The organism is Helicobacter mustelae, assembly GCF_900476215.1.
In the GTDB taxonomy this organism is placed as follows: Bacteria; Campylobacterota; Campylobacteria; order Campylobacterales; family Helicobacteraceae; genus Helicobacter_H; species Helicobacter_H mustelae.
In genome coordinates this window covers 1,176,599-1,195,162 of the sequence record NZ_LS483446.1, presented here as the reverse complement: position 1 = coordinate 1,195,162, position 18,564 = coordinate 1,176,599, and the positions used below count along the sequence as shown (strand labels likewise).

19 protein-coding genes and 2 pseudogenes are annotated in these 18,564 nt (G+C 42.2%); 9 read left to right on the top strand and 12 right to left on the bottom strand.

Translation table 11 applies throughout. From position 1 onward, the window contains the following. Nucleotides 1-21 precede the first annotated feature (21 nt). The 3 genes and pseudogenes from DQN48_RS05660 to DQN48_RS07695 form a co-directional block, all read right to left on the bottom strand. Nucleotides 22-994, bottom strand: a pseudogene (locus DQN48_RS05660) (YbfB/YjiJ family MFS transporter). 166 nt (nt 995-1,160) lie between these two features. Next, nucleotides 1,161-1,472, bottom strand: coding sequence for a hypothetical protein (locus DQN48_RS05655; RefSeq protein ID WP_041913173.1), 312 nt, complete (start codon nt 1,470-1,472; stop codon nt 1,161-1,163). A gap of 40 nt (nt 1,473-1,512) precedes the next feature. Then, complete coding sequence (locus DQN48_RS07695; protein ID WP_170118060.1) at nt 1,513-1,659, bottom strand: hypothetical protein; 147 nt, start codon at nt 1,657-1,659, stop codon at nt 1,513-1,515. Nucleotides 1,660-1,808: 149 nt separating this feature from the next. On the opposite strand from DQN48_RS07695, the gene DQN48_RS05645 reads away from it, so the two are divergent. Then, a complete protein-coding gene (locus DQN48_RS05645) occupies nt 1,809-2,027 on the top strand; it encodes a 2-hydroxymuconate tautomerase family protein (RefSeq protein WP_013023401.1) in 219 nt (72 codons plus the stop codon). Nucleotides 2,028-2,488: 461 nt separating this feature from the next. Next, nucleotides 2,489-3,856: a DASS family sodium-coupled anion symporter gene (locus DQN48_RS05640; RefSeq protein ID WP_013023398.1), complete on the top strand. Its 1,368-nt coding sequence runs from the start codon at nt 2,489-2,491 to the stop codon at nt 3,854-3,856. Between the two features lie 344 nt (nt 3,857-4,200). Here the strand turns inward: DQN48_RS05640 and DQN48_RS05630 are convergent, their stop codons facing one another. Both DQN48_RS05630 and DQN48_RS05625 read right to left on the bottom strand, forming a co-directional pair. Beyond that, nucleotides 4,201-5,544, bottom strand: a complete 1,344-nt coding sequence (locus tag DQN48_RS05630) for an outer membrane family protein (RefSeq protein ID WP_013023397.1) — start codon at nt 5,542-5,544, stop codon at nt 4,201-4,203. 78 nt (nt 5,545-5,622) lie between these two features. Next, nucleotides 5,623-6,267, bottom strand: a complete 645-nt coding sequence (locus DQN48_RS05625) for a LysE family translocator (RefSeq protein WP_013023396.1) — start codon at nt 6,265-6,267, stop codon at nt 5,623-5,625. Nucleotides 6,268-6,778: 511 nt separating this feature from the next. Here DQN48_RS05625 and hemL point away from each other — a divergent pair. From hemL to DQN48_RS05600, 4 genes and pseudogenes are all read left to right on the top strand, one after another. Continuing rightward, the gene (gene hemL / locus DQN48_RS05615; RefSeq protein ID WP_013023395.1) at nt 6,779-8,059 is read left to right on the top strand and encodes a glutamate-1-semialdehyde 2,1-aminomutase; all 1,281 of its coding nucleotides are present in this window, start codon (nt 6,779-6,781) and stop codon (nt 8,057-8,059) included. Between the two features lie 6 nt (nt 8,060-8,065). After that, nucleotides 8,066-8,317, top strand: a pseudogene (locus tag DQN48_RS05610) (AtpZ/AtpI family protein); the annotation flags it as partial. Between the two features lie 560 nt (nt 8,318-8,877). Beyond that, nucleotides 8,878-9,201, top strand: coding sequence for a hypothetical protein (locus DQN48_RS07690; RefSeq protein WP_148213329.1), 324 nt, complete (start codon nt 8,878-8,880; stop codon nt 9,199-9,201). A gap of 167 nt (nt 9,202-9,368) precedes the next feature. Further along, nucleotides 9,369-9,569, top strand: a complete 201-nt coding sequence (locus DQN48_RS05600; RefSeq protein ID WP_041913168.1) for a hypothetical protein — start codon at nt 9,369-9,371, stop codon at nt 9,567-9,569. Between the two features lie 126 nt (nt 9,570-9,695). Here the strand turns inward: DQN48_RS05600 and DQN48_RS05595 are convergent, their stop codons facing one another. From DQN48_RS05595 to DQN48_RS05565, 7 genes are all read right to left on the bottom strand, one after another. Then, nucleotides 9,696-10,265 carry a YceI family protein gene (locus tag DQN48_RS05595; protein WP_013023392.1) on the bottom strand — a complete coding sequence of 190 codons (570 nt, stop codon included), beginning with the start codon at nt 10,263-10,265 and terminating at the stop codon, nt 9,696-9,698. 468 nt (nt 10,266-10,733) lie between these two features. Then, nucleotides 10,734-12,008 carry an RNA polymerase factor sigma-54 gene (locus DQN48_RS05590; protein ID WP_013023391.1) on the bottom strand — a complete coding sequence of 425 codons (1,275 nt, stop codon included), beginning with the start codon at nt 12,006-12,008 and terminating at the stop codon, nt 10,734-10,736. A 1-nt stretch (nt 12,009) separates the two neighbouring features. Further along, complete coding sequence (gene lptB, locus DQN48_RS05585) at nt 12,010-12,732, bottom strand: LPS export ABC transporter ATP-binding protein (protein WP_041913167.1); 723 nt, start codon at nt 12,730-12,732, stop codon at nt 12,010-12,012. Continuing rightward, on the bottom strand, nt 12,725-13,141 hold the full coding sequence (tsaE, locus tag DQN48_RS05580) for a tRNA (adenosine(37)-N6)-threonylcarbamoyltransferase complex ATPase subunit type 1 TsaE (protein ID WP_013023389.1): 417 nt from the start codon (nt 13,139-13,141) through the stop codon (nt 12,725-12,727). The genes lptB and tsaE overlap by 8 nt, the downstream gene beginning before the upstream one ends. Further along, on the bottom strand, nt 13,131-14,888 hold the full coding sequence (locus tag DQN48_RS05575) for a DNA polymerase III subunit gamma/tau (protein WP_013023388.1): 1,758 nt from the start codon (nt 14,886-14,888) through the stop codon (nt 13,131-13,133). Before DQN48_RS05575 ends, tsaE begins: the two co-directional genes overlap by 11 nt. Nucleotides 14,889-14,941: 53 nt before the next feature. Further along, the gene (locus DQN48_RS05570; protein WP_013023387.1) at nt 14,942-15,673 is read right to left on the bottom strand and encodes a ribonuclease HII; all 732 of its coding nucleotides are present in this window, start codon (nt 15,671-15,673) and stop codon (nt 14,942-14,944) included. Nucleotides 15,674-15,681: 8 nt separating this feature from the next. Next, nucleotides 15,682-16,707, bottom strand: coding sequence for an ATP-binding protein (locus DQN48_RS05565; protein WP_013023386.1), 1,026 nt, complete (start codon nt 16,705-16,707; stop codon nt 15,682-15,684). A 319-nt stretch (nt 16,708-17,026) separates the two neighbouring features. Between DQN48_RS05565 and rpsJ the strand changes: the two genes are divergently transcribed. The 3 genes from rpsJ to rplD are packed head-to-tail and all read left to right on the top strand — an operon-like array spanning nt 17,027 to nt 18,555. Continuing rightward, nucleotides 17,027-17,338 (top strand): 30S ribosomal protein S10, encoded by a 312-nt coding sequence (rpsJ, locus tag DQN48_RS05555; protein WP_013023385.1) that lies wholly within the window; start codon nt 17,027-17,029, stop codon nt 17,336-17,338. 10 nt (nt 17,339-17,348) lie between these two features. Continuing rightward, the gene (gene rplC / locus DQN48_RS05550; RefSeq protein ID WP_013023384.1) at nt 17,349-17,927 is read left to right on the top strand and encodes a 50S ribosomal protein L3; all 579 of its coding nucleotides are present in this window, start codon (nt 17,349-17,351) and stop codon (nt 17,925-17,927) included. A gap of 10 nt (nt 17,928-17,937) precedes the next feature. Then, the gene (gene rplD, locus DQN48_RS05545) at nt 17,938-18,555 is read left to right on the top strand and encodes a 50S ribosomal protein L4 (protein ID WP_013023383.1); all 618 of its coding nucleotides are present in this window, start codon (nt 17,938-17,940) and stop codon (nt 18,553-18,555) included. Nucleotides 18,556-18,564: the final 9 nt, after the last annotated feature.

Below are 18,564 nucleotides of genomic sequence, written 5' to 3'. Positions count from 1 at the left end.
CTCCACCATTTTCCCGCGCCACTAAAGCGCTCTAGAATCTTTGATGGGCAGGAGCACGACTAGACTCATCACCAAAGCAGCCCCACAAATAATAAAGAGCCAAAAATAGCCTAGAAAACTCAGCAAGTAAGTAAAAAGCAAGGAAAACACAGCCTGGAAAATCGCAAAATTTAAAGTCAGTATGCTAGATGCCCTTGCAAAAGCTTCTTTGCCCACGATGTGCAAAGCCAGCGCATTTGTGAGCGCTACATTCCCTGTAGTGGTAAATCCCATGAGAAAGACAGAAACATCTAGCCAAAAAAACTCCCTAGCATAAGCAGCAAGAAAGCAGGAGAGGGCTTTGAGCAAAAGCACAAGAATATGAGCATTTTTGAGACCTATTTTGCTCTCTAGCATCCCGCTGCCCAAAGCCCCAAATGCCGAACCGATGCCAAAAAATGCCCAGGAAGCTCCCGCAAGCATGCTAGACTTGTGCAAATCTAACGCGAGATAATCCACCCAAAAAAGTGTGTGTCCTAGATAGCCTATGGCATTGAGGGCATAAGAGATAAGCAAAAACCAAAGAAAAGGAGAAATGAGAAATTTCTGTTCTTTTTGAAGCTCTCTTCTTGCGGGATTGAGCGTCTTTAGGCCAAAAAGAGCAAAAACAAAGCCCACAAAGCTCATGGCAAAAAGCAAAATCCATACATATGTGATGGAAAAATGCGCCACATAAGGCAGGGTAAAGCAGCACAAACACAGCCCCGATCCCTATGCCACTAAAGATCAAACCACTAAAAAGCGAGTGTTTGTTTGGCCGTACAAGAGGGAGGGACAGGGGAGCGGCAAGCGCCATCAATGCTGCACTTGCCATCCCTGCGAGGAATCGAAAGTTCCAAGCCAATGCAAAGGGTAGGGAGTCAAAAATCAATGCCAGGAAGCTTAGGGCAATGATGAGAAAACTAAGTTTTGCGATCGCTTCAAGGCTGATGTATCGATGCAAAATTTGGATCATAAAGGAGCCAAAGATATAGCCTATCAAAATCGCAATGGCTAGCTGCAGGCTTTGAGCAACACTGTCTTGCCTGAGAGTATGAGCAAGGGGACAAGCACGACATATCCAAAGCGAGCTAGGCCATTGGAGACAAAGGTCGCCAAAAAACAAGCAAAAATTCGCTAAATCATCCAGTCATCCCAATATTTTTGAAAAAGGCCTGCAGGGCTGTATTGGCATCTCTCAAAAAAGTCGACTGGATATGGGGTCTAGGCAAAATAAAAGTATAGAACTTTATCCCCTCTGTAGGTAAGCCTAAGAGAAAAAGGTTTTTTGTTTTTTGATTTTTGGAATTTATAGCCTCAAAGGTTCTATCTATGTGGAAACATTCTAATTCCCTATCACCATTTTTAAATTTTTGTGCGAGTTGATGTTGAATCATAGAATGTAAAAATTTAGAATCTTCAATCACAAAGGGTTTGAGTTTGGCATCTATCATCTTGTTTGCATAATACACATTGCCAAAGGAATCTTGTATCTTAAATCTTTGTGCATTTTCTTGCTCTAGCCTTTGCCTGATAAATGATATTTACAACATTAGCCTGGATCAAAGCTAGTAGCTCTTGTATCCTAACAAGTGGTGGTCCTACGCATAAGCGATTGTTGAGGGGGACAAAAAAATCCATAAAAAATTGATAGGATTTCTCCTCTATTCTTCCAAAATCTACGCACAATCTCAAGATATCTCTCACATCACACATCCATAAAATCCCAAAATATTTGTCTACATGGTAGCATATTATGTTAGCATCATGCAAAAATGAAAGGAGCAAAGATGCCTTTTGTAAATATCAGGATTACCAAAGAAAATGGCGAGCCAACTTCTGCGCAAAAAAGAGAACTAATCTCTGGGGTCACGGAACTACTTGCAAAAGTATTGCACAAAAATAAAGCTTCAACGGTGGTGATTATCGATGAAATCGACACAGACAATTATGGCCTAGGCGGAAAAAGCATCACAGAAGTGAGGGCACAGAGCAAAAACAAACCCTAAATTCTTTGTTGGGGGTAAGGATCTTAGCTTTTTGTCTTGGAGGCATTGTTGCAAGAAATGTGAGAAACACAAGAAGCGCGGCAAATGCAAGAAAGATAGGCGCAGAACAAAATCAGTTTTTTCCAAAATCAGTTTTTTGATGCGGGTTTGGCTTGGGGTTTTTTAAATGTTGGGTTATTTTGCCAATTCTAGGGAGATTTTTACCTCATTTCCTGCAGCGTTTTCCTACATTTATACCACTTTCCCACAGCGTTAATTTTCACTTAAGTTGCCTTTTTGCAATGCTAGGGATTGCATCGCGCTTGCTTGCTTTTGCCCCTGCAAAATTCCGCCTGTTTTTCGCATTTGCAAAAATTCCATTTGCGCTCTGTGCACAAAACCCCTCAAGCAAGAGATTTCCCATCTCTAAAAAACCTGTTATAATGGAAGGCTATACACGATTTTGCGCAGGAAAGGGACCCATGTCAAACACCATAAAAACTTGTATCGTCATTTTTGATTTCGTGCTTTTTTTTGCCTTGATTCATTTTTTGCCCTTCACATTGCAGGTGAATCAAGGTCTAGCCATCCTCGCATTTGCCGCGATTTTGTGGCTTAGCGAGGCGGTGCATGTAACCATCACGGCTTTACTTATTCCAATACTTGCAATATTGACAGGATTATTAAATACAAAAAACGCGTTGATTAGCTTTGCTAATCCTATTATTTTTTTATTTTTTGGCGGATTTGTTTTGGCTGCTACTTTGCACCATCAAGAACTTGATAAAATCATTGCTGCTCGCATTTTGAAGTTTTCTCGTGGTAGCTTTGTTGGGGCTGTTTTTTTAATCTTTCTCACTACAGCATTTTTATCGATGTGGATGAGCAATACAGCAATTGCTGCAATGATGTTGCCTCTTGCTATTGGGATTCTTTCAAAAGTCGATTCTAGCAAGGATCGCAATACATTTGTATTTGTTTTGCTTGGAGTTGCCTATAGTGCAAGTATCGGGGGTATGGGGACACTTGTGGGCACACCTCCCAATGCCATTGTAGCGAGCAATTTGCATATTAGCTTTTCTGAATGGCTTTATTTTGGAATCCCCATCGTGCTTCTTTTTATGCCATTGATGATGGCTGTGCTTTATATTGTTTTAAGGCCAAAGCTGAACCACAAAATTGATTTTGATTCTCAATCCATCCCTCCTATGGATAGAAAAAAAACTATCACTTTGGGTATTTTTATTTTTATCGCACTTTGTTGGACATTTAGCAAGCCGCTAAATTCCTTGCTCAGTCCTTTGCTTGGCTTAGGAAAAAATGTTGCAAATTTTGATAGCGTGATTGCTCTCATCGGGGTTGCTCTTGTATGTATCTTTCGTTTGATTGAATGGAAGCAAGCAAGCGATCGCACAGATTGGGGGGTTTTACTGCTTTTTGGTGGGGGGCTGACTTTGAGTGTGGTTTTGAAGGATTCTGGTGCGAGCAAGGTAATGGCAGAAAGCGTTGTTTGGATGATTGAGGGTAAGAGTCTTTTTATCATCGGTATTATTGTGGCATTTTTTGTCGTATTTCTCACAGAATTTACTAGCAATACCGCATCCGCTGCGCTTCTTGTGCCGCTTTTTATTAGCATTGCCCAGGCTCTTGGTGCACCCCCATTAGGACTTGCATTGATTGTTGGTTTTGCAGCTTCCTGTGCTTTTATGCTGCCTGTAGCCACTCCTCCCAATGCCGTGGTCTATGGCACGGGCTACATCCGACAAAATGAAATGATCCGCGTTGGCATCTATCTCAACATCTTTTGTGCCATCATTCTTGGTAGCATAGCTTATTCCTTTTGGCTCTAAGCAAGGAGGGTCTATCTGCCTTTAGTGGGGTTTTCCAAGGGATCTGAAAGAGGGCTTTGAACTTATTTTTAAGTTTTTAAGGGGGGTGAAGAGTTCAAAGACTCCTGCTGCTTTTTGTGCAGAGTTGGAAAGTGTTGTGTTTTGGTGAATTCTTTTTTGTTTTGTGCTGGTTTTTTGGTTTTGATGCGAGTGGGTGTTTTGATTGGAGTTTTGAAAATTTTTGCGAGATTCAAGAAGGGTTCAAAAAATTCAATCATCCAAAAAACTTGAAAATCTTTAAGAGACTTAAAAGCTTGAAAAATTCTGATAGGAATAAAAAGCTTAACCCCCAAGAGGGGGAGTTGTTAAAAGAAGTACACGAGGCTTGTGCGGATGGAGCTGCGATCTGAGTAAGTATCTTGCAGCAGACGCTTTGTCCCTAGCAAATGACCTGCTTTGGTGGTGAGACCATAGTATTGGATAGTGAAGTTTCCTTCAAAATTTTTGGTGAATTTATAGGTAAAAGAACAGAGCACGCTTTGCTCCTGCGCGCGAGTGGCATTTGTATAGCGCCCTACGACTCTCCATGTCAAATCCTTGTGTGAGCCCCCGACAAATGCCCAGCCTGTGTGAGCATATTTTCGGAAAACATTGTTCCAAGTGGTGAATTGATAGATGGTGCCTGTGAAGCTATCAAAGCCTGTGGGGTTGGCCCCGCCAAAAAATTGATGCGGATCACTAAAGGTGGTATACAATGCTGCACCAAATTCATAATTATCATAAAAAAAGGTCTGCTTGATAAAGAGAGATCCTCCTCCACCTTTGATTTTTGTCTCAGGCTGGAAATTATCAAGACTTGCATCCAAATGCCATGCCCCCCTAAGATAGTACGCATACATTCCTACAACCTGGGTTTTGAAATTAAATCCTTTGCCATCAAAGTCTGGACGAAAATTATAGATTATATCCAGGGTCGGTGAAACAAAGCGAGAATCTTGGGCATAAAACATTGGGTGAATGGTGAAGTTTTTGTAAATCACCTGCGCGCCAGTCCCAAAAAGCCAAAATCCTCTGCCATAATCCCAATCTCCCTTAGTGTCATTCACATTGATATAGCGAAAATCTCGCAGCCACGGCCCACCCTTGGCTACAGCCGCACCTTTGTTTGTGGCAAAAAACCAGAGTGTGGTGTTGGGAATTGCTTGACTCCTTATGTCTACACCCTCTCTAAAGCCCCTTTGCCAATCGCCAATATCCAGACCAAAGCGCCCGATTCGTATAGAAAAATATCTATCATATCGATAGAAGACATTTGCATTGTAGAGTATGTAATTGCGCGTGTCTTTGTTGCCCGGACCCTTGGTGTTGGCAACACCTGCCCAGTAGCCAATGTATTTATAGATTTGTGAGCCGCCTACGAGGTTTTTTGTAGAATCATAGACAACCCCACCAAAACTACCTCCAAGCAGTATGTCAAAATAGTGGCCTTCATGCGTGAGGCTAAAGATATAATCCACATTGGCTCGAATGACACTAAAGCTTTCTGTGGGTAAGATTCCCTCTGCAGGATTGACCTTTGTGGGACTTTGATTGATGTTTAATCCAATTTTGCTAGAACTGGCTGCAGAGCCTGAAAGTTTATTTTTGATTTCGAGTGCCTCAGATTGTAAAAATGCAAGAGCTATTAAGGAAAGAATTTTTGTTTTCATTTTGTTTTCCTTCTGTTTAGAAATTACGCTACAAAAAAAGGCTAACAAAAAGAGCTTAAAAGAAGATTAAGCTAAATGCTAAAAAAGTTGGGGGAAGGCTTCTGTGATGAGATTGATCCCAAAGAGGAAGAAAATCGCTCCAGCAACGCAATCAAGGTGCTTTCTGTAGTGCAAAAAAGTCTGAAAAATCTTCTTAATCGTGAAAAAATGTACGACACAATAAAACCAGAAGCAAGGAATAGCAGTCATTACTATAAGTAACAGTAATGCAACATCTAAGGGGGGTATTGTAGAGAATTTACTCAGGATTACGCTGATGAAAATTGGGGGCTTGGGATTGGAGAGATTGGTGAAGATTCCTGCCATGAGGCCTTTGATAGGGGAGCTATAGAGTTTGGAGGTATCTTCATTCTCTACGCTATTTTTGCGCAGAGAGAGGAAAATCCTCACTGCCATATACACAAGATAACCCCCTCCCACAAACTGCAGTAGCTCAAAAAAAATACTTTTGCGCAAGAGATCGACTAGAAAAAATCCCACAACCAGCCACACAAGAGTGCCAACAAGAATCCCGCCCACTGCGCTGAGGGCATGAATCTTGCTCTTTTGGGTGGAATAGCGAATGACCAAAAACAAATCCGGCCCAGGCATGAGTACTGCAAGGGTCCAGATGCCAAGAACGCTGAGAAATTCCATCGAGTGTGAGATTATAAAATCTAGCAACTTTTTTCCTTCAATTCTTTTCTCAATTCTTCTCTTGCAATCAAATGAAATTTGATGGCGGGAATAATGAGATTTTTGAAAATAAATGGAGGGATTCTAGTATTCTCACGAAAATGGAGGGTTACATGTGAGTGTAATGCGCACAAAACTTTGCAAATGTGTAGAGATTCTACCCCCAGTGTCTGATGCACGCAATCTGCCTTAGTTGCACTCATCATGCGTGTTTCCCAGCGCCATGGACCTTATTTTGGTTTTTTGGCGAGCAAAATTTCTAGTCTTACCCCCGCGCAAAAGTTGCGCAAATTTTCTCGCCCATAAGCAGCTGCCAAAACCATCCCTCCCAAATAAAAAACAAAAAAAGCTCAGCGTAAAGCATCGATAAATCCCTCCCTAAAGTCACGCCAAAACACCGCAAACACCCAAAAATCCTCTACCAAAATCTCATGCTAGAGCTTGTGAGGTTTTTGGGAGTTTTTGTATAATTCCAGTCAAGTTAAATTAAGGAAAAAGCATGCAACTACTTTGTAGTATTAATGATTTTAATGAGGCCAAACAAGTCATTGTTGGTGGGGTGAATTCCCCTGTTCGAGCATTTAGTAGCGTGGGCGGGAGTCCTGTGTTTATCCAGCGCGCAGAGGGTTATGAGCTCATCGATGTGGATAACAATCGCTATGTGGATTTTGTGCAGAGTTGGGGGCCTTTGATTTTTGGACATTGCGATAAAGACATACAAAGACATGTGCTTGAAGCTATTGGGGAGGGGCTTAGCTTTGGTGCGCCCACAGAAAAAGAAACCACGCTTGCTAAAATGATCATAGAGATGTATGAGGGGATTGATAAGATGAGGCTTGTTAGCTCAGGCACAGAGGCAGTTATGAGTGCTTTGCGCCTAGCTCGCGCATATACCCAAAAAGATGATATTTTGAAATTTGATGGCTGCTATCATGGGCATAGTGATAGCCTGCTTGTGAATGCAGGGAGTGGATGTGCGACTTTTGGCTCTCCCAGTTCCCCTGGCGTGCCCAAGGATTTGAGCAAACATACTTTTGTCGCGCGCTATAATGACATCGATTCTGTGCGCCAATGTTTCCAAAAGGGCGAGATTGGCTGTGTCATCATCGAGCCAATCGCTGGGAATATGGGGCTGGTGCCTGCGGATTTGGATTTTTTGGCAGATTTACGCAGGGTTTGTGATGAGCATGGCGCGGTGCTCATCTTTGATGAGGTGATGAGTGGATTTCGTGCTAGAGCCAATGGAGTCCAGGGCTATAGCGATGTGATGCCTGATCTCTTTACTTTTGGCAAGGTGATTGGTGGTGGGCTGCCACTGGCAGCATTTGGCGGAAGAGAGGAGATCATGAAGCTGCTTTCTCCTAGTGGAAGTGTGTATCAAGCAGGCACGCTAAGTGGCAATCCCATCGCAGTCACCGCAGGCCTTGCAGCACTGAGTAAAATTGCCCAAAATCCTTCCATTTATGAGGAATTAGAGGCCCTAGCACTACGCCTTACTAAAGGCTTAGAGGAAGCAGCAAAGAGGAGGGGGATCGCGCTGCAAACCTGTGTGCGGGGCAGTATGTTTGGCTTTTTTTTCAATGAAAATAAAGTGAAAAATTTTGATGATGCCAAAAAAAGCGATTTGGCTATGTTTGCAAAATTTCATTCCCACATGCTGCATAGAGGAGTGTATTTTGCCTGTTCGCAGTTTGAGACTGGATTTGTTTGCACTCCGATGAATGAGGGCGTGATTGATGGCGTATTGGAGAGGGCAAATGACGCATTCCAGGAGATTTAAAAGGCAATGAGTAGGGAAAAAAAAGCAAAAAAAATTATTTCTGGGGTTTATGATTTAAGCCTTGGGATTTCCATTGTTGTTGCAATTTTGCTAGGAGTTGGTGTGGGCTATTTGCTTGCAAAATACAGCGGGATTACCTGGCTTTTTTGGCTGGGGGTATCTTGGGGCATCGGGGCTGCTTTGCTCAATGTCCAAAAGGCCTATAAACGCACAAAAAAGGCCTTAGAAGAAATGGCAAAGGATAAAAGATATACCTACACAAGGGGAAATTTAGAGCATTCCCAAGATGCTTCAAATCCCACACAGGGTTCTGAAACTCCTGCGCAGGAAATTTCGCAAAATAGCGGACAGGAAAATTCCAAAAACTCCGCGCAAAGTGTGCATGACTCTCAGGATTCTTTGGGCACAACACAGGAAAATCCCGCGGGGCATCTTCAAAATCATGCACAAGATCCCAAGAATCTTCTTAGTTCCAAAAACTCCGCGCAGCATCTCAAAAGCCCCCAATCATCGCTATGAAGGAAAATCCCAAAAATCCAAAAACTCCTGCGCAGGAAAATACGCAAAATCGCATGGGGGAAAATCTCCATAATGCTTCTTGGCATCCCCAAAATAGCAAAAAAGCTAGGAAAGATCCCAGACATCCTCAACACACACAAGAACATCCCCCAGGCATAATGCAAGAAATTTCACAAAACCAAGCTCCCCAAGCCCCCGCGCAAATGTGCACGATTTCATGTCTTTTGATTCTTTTGGGGGTCAATGTTTTAGCTGCCCTTGTGTTTTATTTTTGGGATCCTTTGGATTTTGCGCTTCATATGCTTAATTTCGAGATGGGTTTTTTGGGCTTTTTATTTATCAATCTTGCAAATTTTTGGGGGTTAAAAAATCGCATCACAAAAGAAGCAGATTCCCTGCGATCTCTTCCCAAGGAGCAAAAAAAGCAAAAGTCCTCGCGTCTATTTTTGGGTCTTAGGATTTCTGGATTGTGGGCGCGAATCCTAGCATATGCGCTGTTTGGCTGGGGGCTTTATGCCCTGATGCACTCAGGTAGATTTTCCTTTGTATCTTGCGCCATAGGTATTGCTCTTAGCTTATTTGGCATTTTGTTTTTGCAATTCCTCCAGCTCAAAAAGCAGTGAACTCACAGCCAAAAAATAGCGCGGGTTCATGGATGGGGTTTTGCACAGTGATGTTTTTCAAACCTCATAGACTAAAAGCCATTCCACTTCCCCTCATAGAGATGCTCCAATGGTGCGCTGTTTTGGAGGGAGAATGGGATTTTCCATGATTTAAGGAATGCGACACGTTGCAAAAAGAGAATTCTACCCTGGGGTTTTGGGTTTTGGTGAGCGATTTCAAGGACTCAGAGATGCAGAGGGCTTGGGATTTTGATAGAGTTTTTGCAGGGAATTTTGATGCAGGAAGAAAGCCAAGAATGTTTGGAGCATTTGCTGCTGTGGTAAAAAGCTTTAATATCAAAAGGGTTTTGAGGGTTTTTATGCAGTAAAAAAGCCCTGGCAAAAAAGAGATTGCAGCAGCCTGGGATTCATGAAATGGTAAAAATCGAGGCGGCGGAATAGTGTAAAAAGAGATTTTAGATAAAGTGGAGAAACCCCCAAGGATTGGGGATTTTTTAGTTTTTGACTGGCGCGGAAAACTGGATTTCTACCTGTGTCCAAGTAAGCCCCCCATGGAGATTTTTGACTGCCTGAGTGAGGGAGTTTAGCGCATCAGTCACATAAAATTCTGCAAGGTCAATCACTCCTTTTGCTTCCAGAAAATTGTCCTTGATTTCATATTGCATAGGAACCTTTACGATCTTGCCATTCATCTTGATGGTCGCAAAAATCGTCCCCTTATCCTTTCCTTCGATCACCTTTTTGAAGGTTACTTTAATGTCGTCTCTTGTTTTGAATTTTGCGAAAAAATACTCTCGGACATTTTTATTTTTCAAAGCATCATTGAGGTTTACCTTTGAGGGGGTTAAGATGGCTGTTGCGCCCTCTAGGATTTCTTTGATGCTTGCATGGCCCTTGCCAAATTTATACTGAATGTCATCAAAAGTCCCGCTTACTGCAACTTTGTCTGTGGTCTTGAAAGCTGTCCACTTGACCTTCGCCCCAGCAGTGTCTAGCGATGTGGCAAACATAAAGCCTGATAGAATTCCAAATGTCATAAGAGTTTTTAAGAAATGTTTTTTCATGTTTTTCCCTTTAATTTAGATGAGTGCGGTCTGAATTCTAATTCCATTTGGCAATAAAGTCAAGGAAAATCCCCAAGCAAGCGTGATTTTGGCTTCATTCACGGCATCCCCAATGCAAGGGACATGAGTAATATGAGCAAATCCCTGTGCAAAAATCTACAAAAAACAAATGAGTGCTGAAAAATTGCTCGCTAAAGAGTCGTTGAAAATGCCAAAACACTAAGCTTTTGCAAAGCCATCTTAATCACCATGAATGCTAAAAATCCCCTCTAAGCCAGGGAACTAGCTTCATCTCCTCATGCTTTTGGGTAATCCATCCCCAATGCCGCTAGAAATCCCAAAATGTGCGTAATCCCCCTTTTGAATCAACTACTAGATCCAAGCCTAAAAAATCCACCCCAAGATATGCCAAACAAAGCCCTAAAACCCTGCCAAACTCCCCCCTTTTTTATTTTTCAAAGCTCTTGCTTAAAGGCCGATGCTGTAGTTTTTTTTGCGTTCGCTAGAGCTCCCGATATTGAGCTGTTTGCGGTATTTTGTAATGGTGCGGCGTACCATTTTGATGGAGAATTTCTCTTCGATGAGCTCTAAGATTTTGAGATCGCTAAAGGGCTTTTGTTTGTTTTCATTTTTGATGAGATTATTGATGAAGTCCTTGATACTAGCATTGCTTGTGTCACCATCAATTGCTGTAGTAAAAAAGTTCTTAATTGGGAAGACTCCGCGATTGCATTCTAAAAATTTATTCGAAATTGCTCGTGATATCGTGCTTGGGGAATGTCCAAACTCATCAGCAAGATCTTTTAATTTCATGGGTCTGATTTCTCCGCCCATGAAAAAATCATATTGATATTCCACGATCATTAATCCAATTTTTCGCAATGTCTGCTTGCGCATATCTAGCGCATCAATGAGATCTTTGGCATCCTTGAGTTTTGTTTTTAGGTATTGCTCATTTTCCTTGACCTTGAGTGTCTCTATGGTGACCTGGGGGTAGTAGTCATCATTGAGCAAAACAGAGATCTCACCATTTTCCTCTAGCACAAAAATATCTGGGATGATGCAGGGATCGGGCTCTAAAAATGCCAGTGCAGGGGGAGTCTGAAAGGTCTTTATGAGATCTAGGGCCTCTAGATAGAGGGAGTTTTTTTTGTATTTGGTGTGATTTTCTAGATCCCTGATGATTTGTGCAGCGGTATCATGGAGTTCATTGCTGATGTCTTCAATATCTTGGAGATGAAAAAGAAAGCATTCTGTGATGTCTTTTGAGCCAATTCCCCTTGGTTCTAGATAGCAAAAGCGCTGGCGGATGCGCTCATATTCCTCTGGAGTGATCTCAAGATTTTTGGCACATTCTTCTATATCGCCATCAAAATATCCCTCCTCATTGATGTTGTCAATGACATCAAGGGCGATTTTTTGAGAGATTTCTGTGGGGAAAAGCGGAGGGATTATTTGCTCTTCTAGGACTTGGTAGAGCCCTTTTTCTTGGATGCTTAGAGCTTCGATTTTATCGCCAATGGAGTTTTTTATGGGGGATTTCCCCTCTGGTTTTTTGAGCCTGGTGCTAAAATCTTGCGTAATTGCGCTTTGAATTTGGAGATAGGGATTTTCTAGGGCATATTCTTGGATGGTTTCTTCAATTTCTAAAATATTGCTTTGTAAGATGGGGAGCCAATTTTTGAGAGTGGCAGAAAGCTTGCCTTTTACTTGGAGATTTTGCCGAAGTTTGGGCCCTGCCATTTTATACCTTGAAGTTCTCGCCTAGGTAATGCTTGAGTACTAAGGGATTGGTATAGATTTCAGTGCTTGTCCCATTGGCGAGAAGTTCGCCGCTTTTGATGACATAGGCGCGGTGGCATACAGAGAGAGTCTCTCTGACATTATGGTCGGTAATGAGCACCCCGATATCAAGCTTCACGAGCTTTTGGATGATTTTTTGGATATCAATGACTGCAATGGGATCCACCCCAGCAAAAGGCTCATCTAGCAAGATGAATTTGGGATTTTTTACAAGTGCGCGGGCGATTTCCACCCTCCTGCGCTCCCCACCACTGAGGCTTATGCCCCTTCGACGACGGATAGGCTCGATATTAAAGGCTTCTAGCATTTGCTCAATTTTTTCTTGGGCTTGTTTTTTGTTTTTGAAGGTGGTTTCTGCAGAGATGCTTAAATTCTCCTCCACGCTCAAATCCTTAAAAATGCTAGATTCCTGTGGGAGATAGCCAATCCCCATATTGGAGCGCTTATGCAGGGGGAATGAAGAGATGTCTTCTCCATTGAGGAAGACCTTGCCATTTGTGGGTTTGAGCAATCCACAAATCATGTAAAAAGTCGTGGTCTTTCCTGCACCATTTGGCCCAAGTAACCCCACAACCTCTCCGCTATTTACCTCAATAGAAACATCCTTGACAATCAGAGTTTTTTTGATTTGTTTGTTGAGATTTTGGGCGACCAATTTATCCATAAACTACCTTGTAATTCCTTTTGTCCTGCAGTTTTTCGATGCTTATTTTGCAATAATTATACCCACTATTTTTGAGGATGCCCTCTAATTTTTCATCCCCCCATTCCACAAAATGCACACCCTCTTTTTCTAGATTTTCCAAGAGTCCTAGCTCCAAAGCCTTGGCTAAACCATGGTGATAGAGATCATAATGATAGAAATTGTCATATTCTTGCATGAGGCTAAAGGTAGGAGAGGTGGCATGGATGGAGGGGTTGATGTGCTTGATGTAGCGCTGCACTAATGTGGTTTTGCCACTGGCAAGATTCCCACACAGAAGGAAGATGGAGCAATGTTGTGCAAAAAGAGAATCTAGATGCGCAAAAAGGGGTTCTAGCTCCTCTTCTTTGAGTGTGAATTCACGCGTCATTTTTGATCTTTCTAGCACTGGAGATGGGGATGGAGTTGGTGAGGTTGGTAATCAATTCCTTGTTGCGCTCCAAAAAATTGGGTAGCGCTTCTTGTGTTTCTGACCGTGTTTCTTGCACTTCTTGCGATGGTTCTATTTGGGATGTTGGTTCTTGGGATGGGGTGGTTTCATGTGCGGGAGTACTCTCTTTGATGGGTTTTTGCGCAGCCTTAGCATCTAGCATATCCTTAGTAGATGGCGCAGTGCTAGGGTTTTGGGACGCGGGTTTGGCAGATGGAGTGGCTAGGCTTTGTGTAGTCTTAGCATCATGCACAGATTCAGAATTTTGCACAGGTTGGTGATCTAATGCGGTATTTGGATTTTCTTTGGCGCTGTTTTTTTGTGCTAGTGAGGCTTGCTGCTGGGAGATTTTGGTATTTTCGCCAAAGACCTCCTGCACAAAATGCTTGATAATTGCATAATGTGCGGTGAGTAGGGCCTTGTCTTTTGGATCTGCATGGCTTTTCCAAATCAGAGTATTGTCACAAAAATCTACAAAGGTGATGCTGCGCTCAAAGGCATTTCCCAGCTCTAGATTGCGATCATAGATTTTTGTGAGCAATGTAGAGAAGCGATGGGATTTTGCCGCAGGGCTTGGGATAGGATCTTTGGGAGGGGTTTTCGTGGGCACTTGTTGCATCTTGCCAGAGGCTAGGGAGTCTTCTAGGCGTTTGATTTCTTGATCGATGGTGTTTAGTTTTTGGGCTTCTTGCATTTTTAGGCTGGTGAGCAAGAGCACAAAACCTCCATCGCAATTGATATTTAGCAGGATTTTGCTCTCTGCTAGGATTTTGAGATAGCGATCTAGAATGAATAGTCCAGCACTTGCTTGATGGAAGAGATTTTCTTTCAAAAAGAGCATCATCTCATCCAAAATCATCTCTGCATCATATTCCTCAAAAATCTCCAAAGAAGCCTCTAGTATCTTTGCATCTCCATTTTGGATGGCTTCAAAATAATTTTGCAAGATGGAGGGATCTATGACCCCTAGCATCTGCGTGACCTTGGCGCTTGTGATGTCTTGGTTGCAATAAGAAATCGCCTGATCCGTGAGGGTGAGTGTGTCTCGGAGGCTGCCGCTGCCACTTCTAGCAATCATCTCAATGGCTTCTTTTTCATAGGAGATTTCTTCTTTTTCCAGGATGTTATAGAGATGCTGCAAGATGAGTTTGTGAGGGATTTTTTTGAAGCGAAAATGCTGCGTTCTGCTAAGGATTGTGGCGGGTAGCTTGAGGGGATCGGTTGTGGCTAAAATAAATTTCACATAATTTGGCGGTTCTTCTAGGGTTTTTAGCAGGGCATTGAAGGCCTCTTTGGTAAGCATATGGACTTCATCAATGATGAAAATCTTGTAACGTCCAAAACTAGGGGAATATTTGGTCTGCTCAATGAGATTGCGGATGTCATCAATCCTACGGCTGGAGGCTGCATCCATCTCGATGATGTCAAAATGCCTGCCCTCCAGGGATTGGATGCAGTTATCACAGGTATTGCAGGGATCTTTAATGGGTGCTTTTTGGCATTGTAATGCGCGTGCAAAAATCCTCGCTGAGCTGGTTTTCCCGCTTCCTCGAAGGCCACTAAAAAGATAGGCATGTGCGATGCGGTTTTTTTCCAATGCAAGAGAGAGGGTCTTGGCCACACTTTCTTGTCCGATGAGGTCAGCAAAGGTGGTGGGTCGGTATTTGAGTGCCAGAGCTAGAGCCATTTTTGCGCCTAAAATTTTTGGCGTATTTTATAAATTTTTGTTTTAAAAACGGATTAAGTCTTAGGCATGGGGTTTGTGAGATCTTTTAGGAAATTCCTGCGATGCTCTTTTGTGGGGCCCAGGGCTTTGATTTGAGCGATATGTGCGCTTGTGCCATAGCCAGAATGGCTGGCAAAGCCATAATTGGGATAGATTTTATCAAGATGCATCATTTCGCAATCCTTGGCGTATTTTGCAAGGACGGAGGCTGCAGAGATTTGTGGAAGCAGAGCATCCCCTTTGATGAGTGTTTTGAGATAGAGGGGAGGGGGAGGATGGAATCCAAAGGTCGTATTGCCATCCATAATGAAGTGTGAAGTAAAGCTTTGCAGATTCTTAATGATGCTTTGTAGGCATTCTCTCATGCAGCAGCTTAGCCCCTTCTCATCAATCTCCTTTGCAGTTTTTTCTATGATGCAAAAATGAATACCAGGGGTGTGGATGAGAAGATTTGCAAGATTTTTGCGGGTGTTTTTGGTGGTCTTTTTGCTGTCTTTGATGCCTTGAATTTGCAACATCTGTGCCAAATCTTTGGTGCAGGCAACCCCGCTTACAAACAAACTCCCACAAAGGCTGCCTCTTCCTGCTTCATCGATGCCACAGAGCATGTTCTCTTGTGCATTCACAAAAAGCTCTTGTGCATTTTGCCAAGCATCAAAAACATTTGGCGCGCTTTCAAAAAGGCTTGGTTTGCTTTCAAAAAGCCCTTGGTGCGGGATTTTATTTTTTGCTTTTTTATTTTTCATGTTCTTTGTTAGTCTCTAAGTGCAAAGCTGATAAAATCAATGATTTTGCAATGGGGGTGTTCTTGGGGGTGGATGGCGATGATGGTGATTTGTCTTTTTGGATTGTTTTGCAAGATTTTATTGATGTCTTTTTGATTGGGGAAGGGCAGGGCGAAAAACGCATGATTTTCTATCAAAAAATGACATTCCTGTGCATAAAAAATTGGAGCGTTAGTTTGGTTTAGCAATTCCAAAAATACCATGTTTTCAAAGATTGCCTGGAAATTTGGAGCCTTGGAAAATGCATAGGGCAGGGCGAAATCATAGAAAAAAAGTTTTTTGGGGAGTGAGGGGGCATTGATGTGTGGCAGGAGGGTGAGGAAATGGCATGCCTCTAGGGTATTTAGCAGTCTATAGGCCTTGTCTTTGGAGATTTTGATGGATTTTTTCATATGAGTGTAGAGATGATGAGTGGTGATTTTTTGGGATTGGAAGGATAGGAGTTGCAAAAAAAATACATAGTCTTCTTGGAAAAAGAGGCGCAGATGTTCTTGGCGTCTTTGGATTTTTTGAAATTCTGGCAAAAAGAGCATTTCTGGGGTATTGCCATTTTTGAGATAAGAGTTGAAGAGTTGGGTGAGGGATGTGCTTTTTGGGGAGATGCTAATGTATTCTGCAAAATTCAGAGGCAAAATTACTCTAGAGAGGAAACCCTGGGGTAGTCGGGCGATGGGAGGGGTGGTGATGAGGAGGATGTTGGGGAGATTTGGCAGCGTGAGGGAAAAGTCATAATTATCCAAAATCAGCCAGTCGATGCGCTTTTCCAAAAAGGCCTTTAGGACCTGGGAGGTGAGCATTTCTTTGTCATTGCGAGGATCGATGCAGTCGATGTAAATGGGATGCTTGGAATGCTTTGCAATGAGGAGGGAAAGGCTGGTTTTCCCGCTTCTTGGCGGCCCATAGAGATGGATTTTTGCAGGCTTTATGCCAAATCTTCTAGGGAAAATTTCAAAATTCTGGAGTTTTTCTGCCAGGATGTTTTCTAGCTCTTGCATGAGATTCCTTGAGTTTTTTCAATAAGGGGTCTTGAAACTCCCCTAGTCTTTGATTGCCTTAATTTTTGCGATTTTTGAATCCTTGTAGTTTTTTCTTTGTTTAAAGGGCTTGCTATTGCTTTGCCTCCACAAAGCCATTGCAAAACTTTATTTCAGAAGGACATTATAAAATATTTCCTTACAAAGAGGAAAGATTTTTTTTGATTTTTTCCAAAAAATGCGCAAAATGTTTGCTTTCATTGCAAAAATTCAGTAGAATCGCAGTTCCATTTTTGGTAGTACATCACTATGATGAGTTCTTTATGCAAGGAAATTTTACATGGAAAAAATTAGACTTAAGTTGAAAGCTTATGATCACAGAGTTTTGGATCGATCGGTTGTTTCTATCATTGAGGCTGTTAAGAGAACGGGTTCTGATATCAAGGGGCCAATTCCCCTGCCAACAAAGAACCGAAGATATACGGTTTTGCGTTCTCCTCATATCAACAAAGATTCAAGAGAGCAGTTTGAGATCCGAGTCCACAGCAGAATCATTGACATTATGTCAGCTACTCCTGATACCGTAGATAGTTTGATGAAGCTTGATTTGGCTCCGGAAGTTGATGTTGAAGTAACGCAAATGGGTAAGTGAGGATTAGGGCATGGAATTTTTAGTAGAAAAAATTGGAATGAGTAGAACCATTGATACAAAAAGCATCGCAGTTACTTTGCTAAGAGTCATTGATGCAAAGGTATGTGAAATCTATGAAAACAAAAAAGCATTGATTGCATATGCAAAGGGAAAGGCCAGTAATAAAGCAATTGCGGGCCAGCAAAAAAAATACAACCTTAGCAAAGAGTTTAATCGTTTTGCGACATTGCAGGTTGGCAATGCGGAAGTGGGTGATTTGGATAAGAGTGCATTGGAAAATGCCCAAAGACTAAAGGTCACCTTCAAAACCAAGGGAAGAGGCTTTAGCGGTGCGATGAAACGCTGGAATTTCCAGGGTGGTCCTGCTGCACATGGAAGTAGGTTCCACAGGAGATTGGGTTCTATTGGTAATAGGGAATGGCCAGGAAGGGTGCAGCCTGGTAAGAAGATGGCAGGTCATTATGGGAATGAGACTGTGACTGCGCAAAATGAAGTGGTTTCTTTTGATAAAGAAAGCAATATTTTGGTATTGAAGGGATCGGTAGCGGGTTTCTCTGGAGCTTATGGAAAGATCCAAATTATAAAGTAAGGTGAGTGCAATGAGTAAGGCAATAGTATTGGATAAACAATTGAAAAAAAATAGCGAAATTGATTTGCCACAAAGCTACAGCGAGATCAAAGAACATAATCTTTATCTTTATGTAAAATCTTATTTGGCCTCTTTGCGCAATAACAGTGCAAAGGCAAAAAATCGCGGCGAAGTGAGCGGAGGTGGTAAAAAGCCTTGGAGTCAAAAAGGTGGTGGTAGAGCGAGGGCTGGTAGCATCACTTCTCCTGTGTTTGTTGGCGGGGGTGTTTCTCATGGTCCTAGCAATAATAGGAATTATCATCTAAAAATCAATAAAAAGCAAAAAAGATTGGCATTGGAATTTGCGTTGCATCAAAAAGCAGAAATGGGGAAACTCTATGTGGTGGATTCCATTGAGATCGCAAGCGGAAAGACAAAAGATGCCTATAAAATGTTCCAAGAGATCAATGAGAGAAGCACATTATTTGTGACACAACTCAGCAATGAAAATACATTTTTGGCTTTTAGAAATTTGAAAAATTGCTACTTGGCAGATGCAAATGAATTAAACGCATACTTAGTTGCTGCATTCCGATCGGTGGTGATTGAGAAAACAGTTTTTGAAGAAATCATTCAGGCAACAAAGTAAGGGAGATAC

What these genes read in the sequence shown, in the direction of transcription:
- DQN48_RS05655 (WP_041913173.1), bottom strand. Translation starts at nt 1,472, where the DNA reads ATGATAGATGCCAAACTCAAACCCTTTGTGATTGAAGATTCTAAATTT.
- DQN48_RS07695 (WP_170118060.1), bottom strand. Translation starts at nt 1,659, where the DNA reads ATGGATTTTTTTGTCCCCCTCAACAATCGCTTATGCGTAGGACCACCA.
- DQN48_RS05645 (WP_013023401.1), top strand. Translation starts at nt 1,809, where the DNA reads ATGCCTTTTGTAAATATCAGGATTACCAAAGAAAATGGCGAGCCAACT.
- DQN48_RS05640 (WP_013023398.1), top strand. Translation starts at nt 2,489, where the DNA reads ATGTCAAACACCATAAAAACTTGTATCGTCATTTTTGATTTCGTGCTT.
- DQN48_RS05630 (WP_013023397.1), bottom strand. Translation starts at nt 5,544, where the DNA reads ATGAAAACAAAAATTCTTTCCTTAATAGCTCTTGCATTTTTACAATCT.
- hemL (WP_013023395.1), top strand. Translation starts at nt 6,779, where the DNA reads ATGCAACTACTTTGTAGTATTAATGATTTTAATGAGGCCAAACAAGTC.
- DQN48_RS07690 (WP_148213329.1), top strand. Translation starts at nt 8,878, where the DNA reads ATGCTTAATTTCGAGATGGGTTTTTTGGGCTTTTTATTTATCAATCTT.
- DQN48_RS05595 (WP_013023392.1), bottom strand. Translation starts at nt 10,265, where the DNA reads ATGAAAAAACATTTCTTAAAAACTCTTATGACATTTGGAATTCTATCA.
- DQN48_RS05590 (WP_013023391.1), bottom strand. Translation starts at nt 12,008, where the DNA reads ATGGCAGGGCCCAAACTTCGGCAAAATCTCCAAGTAAAAGGCAAGCTT.
- lptB (WP_041913167.1), bottom strand. Translation starts at nt 12,732, where the DNA reads ATGGATAAATTGGTCGCCCAAAATCTCAACAAACAAATCAAAAAAACT.
- tsaE (WP_013023389.1), bottom strand. Translation starts at nt 13,141, where the DNA reads ATGACGCGTGAATTCACACTCAAAGAAGAGGAGCTAGAACCCCTTTTT.
- DQN48_RS05575 (WP_013023388.1), bottom strand. Translation starts at nt 14,888, where the DNA reads ATGGCTCTAGCTCTGGCACTCAAATACCGACCCACCACCTTTGCTGAC.
- DQN48_RS05570 (WP_013023387.1), bottom strand. Translation starts at nt 15,673, where the DNA reads ATGAAAAATAAAAAAGCAAAAAATAAAATCCCGCACCAAGGGCTTTTT.
- DQN48_RS05565 (WP_013023386.1), bottom strand. Translation starts at nt 16,707, where the DNA reads ATGCAAGAGCTAGAAAACATCCTGGCAGAAAAACTCCAGAATTTTGAA.
- rpsJ (WP_013023385.1), top strand. Translation starts at nt 17,027, where the DNA reads ATGGAAAAAATTAGACTTAAGTTGAAAGCTTATGATCACAGAGTTTTG.
- rplC (WP_013023384.1), top strand. Translation starts at nt 17,349, where the DNA reads ATGGAATTTTTAGTAGAAAAAATTGGAATGAGTAGAACCATTGATACA.
- rplD (WP_013023383.1), top strand. Translation starts at nt 17,938, where the DNA reads ATGAGTAAGGCAATAGTATTGGATAAACAATTGAAAAAAAATAGCGAA.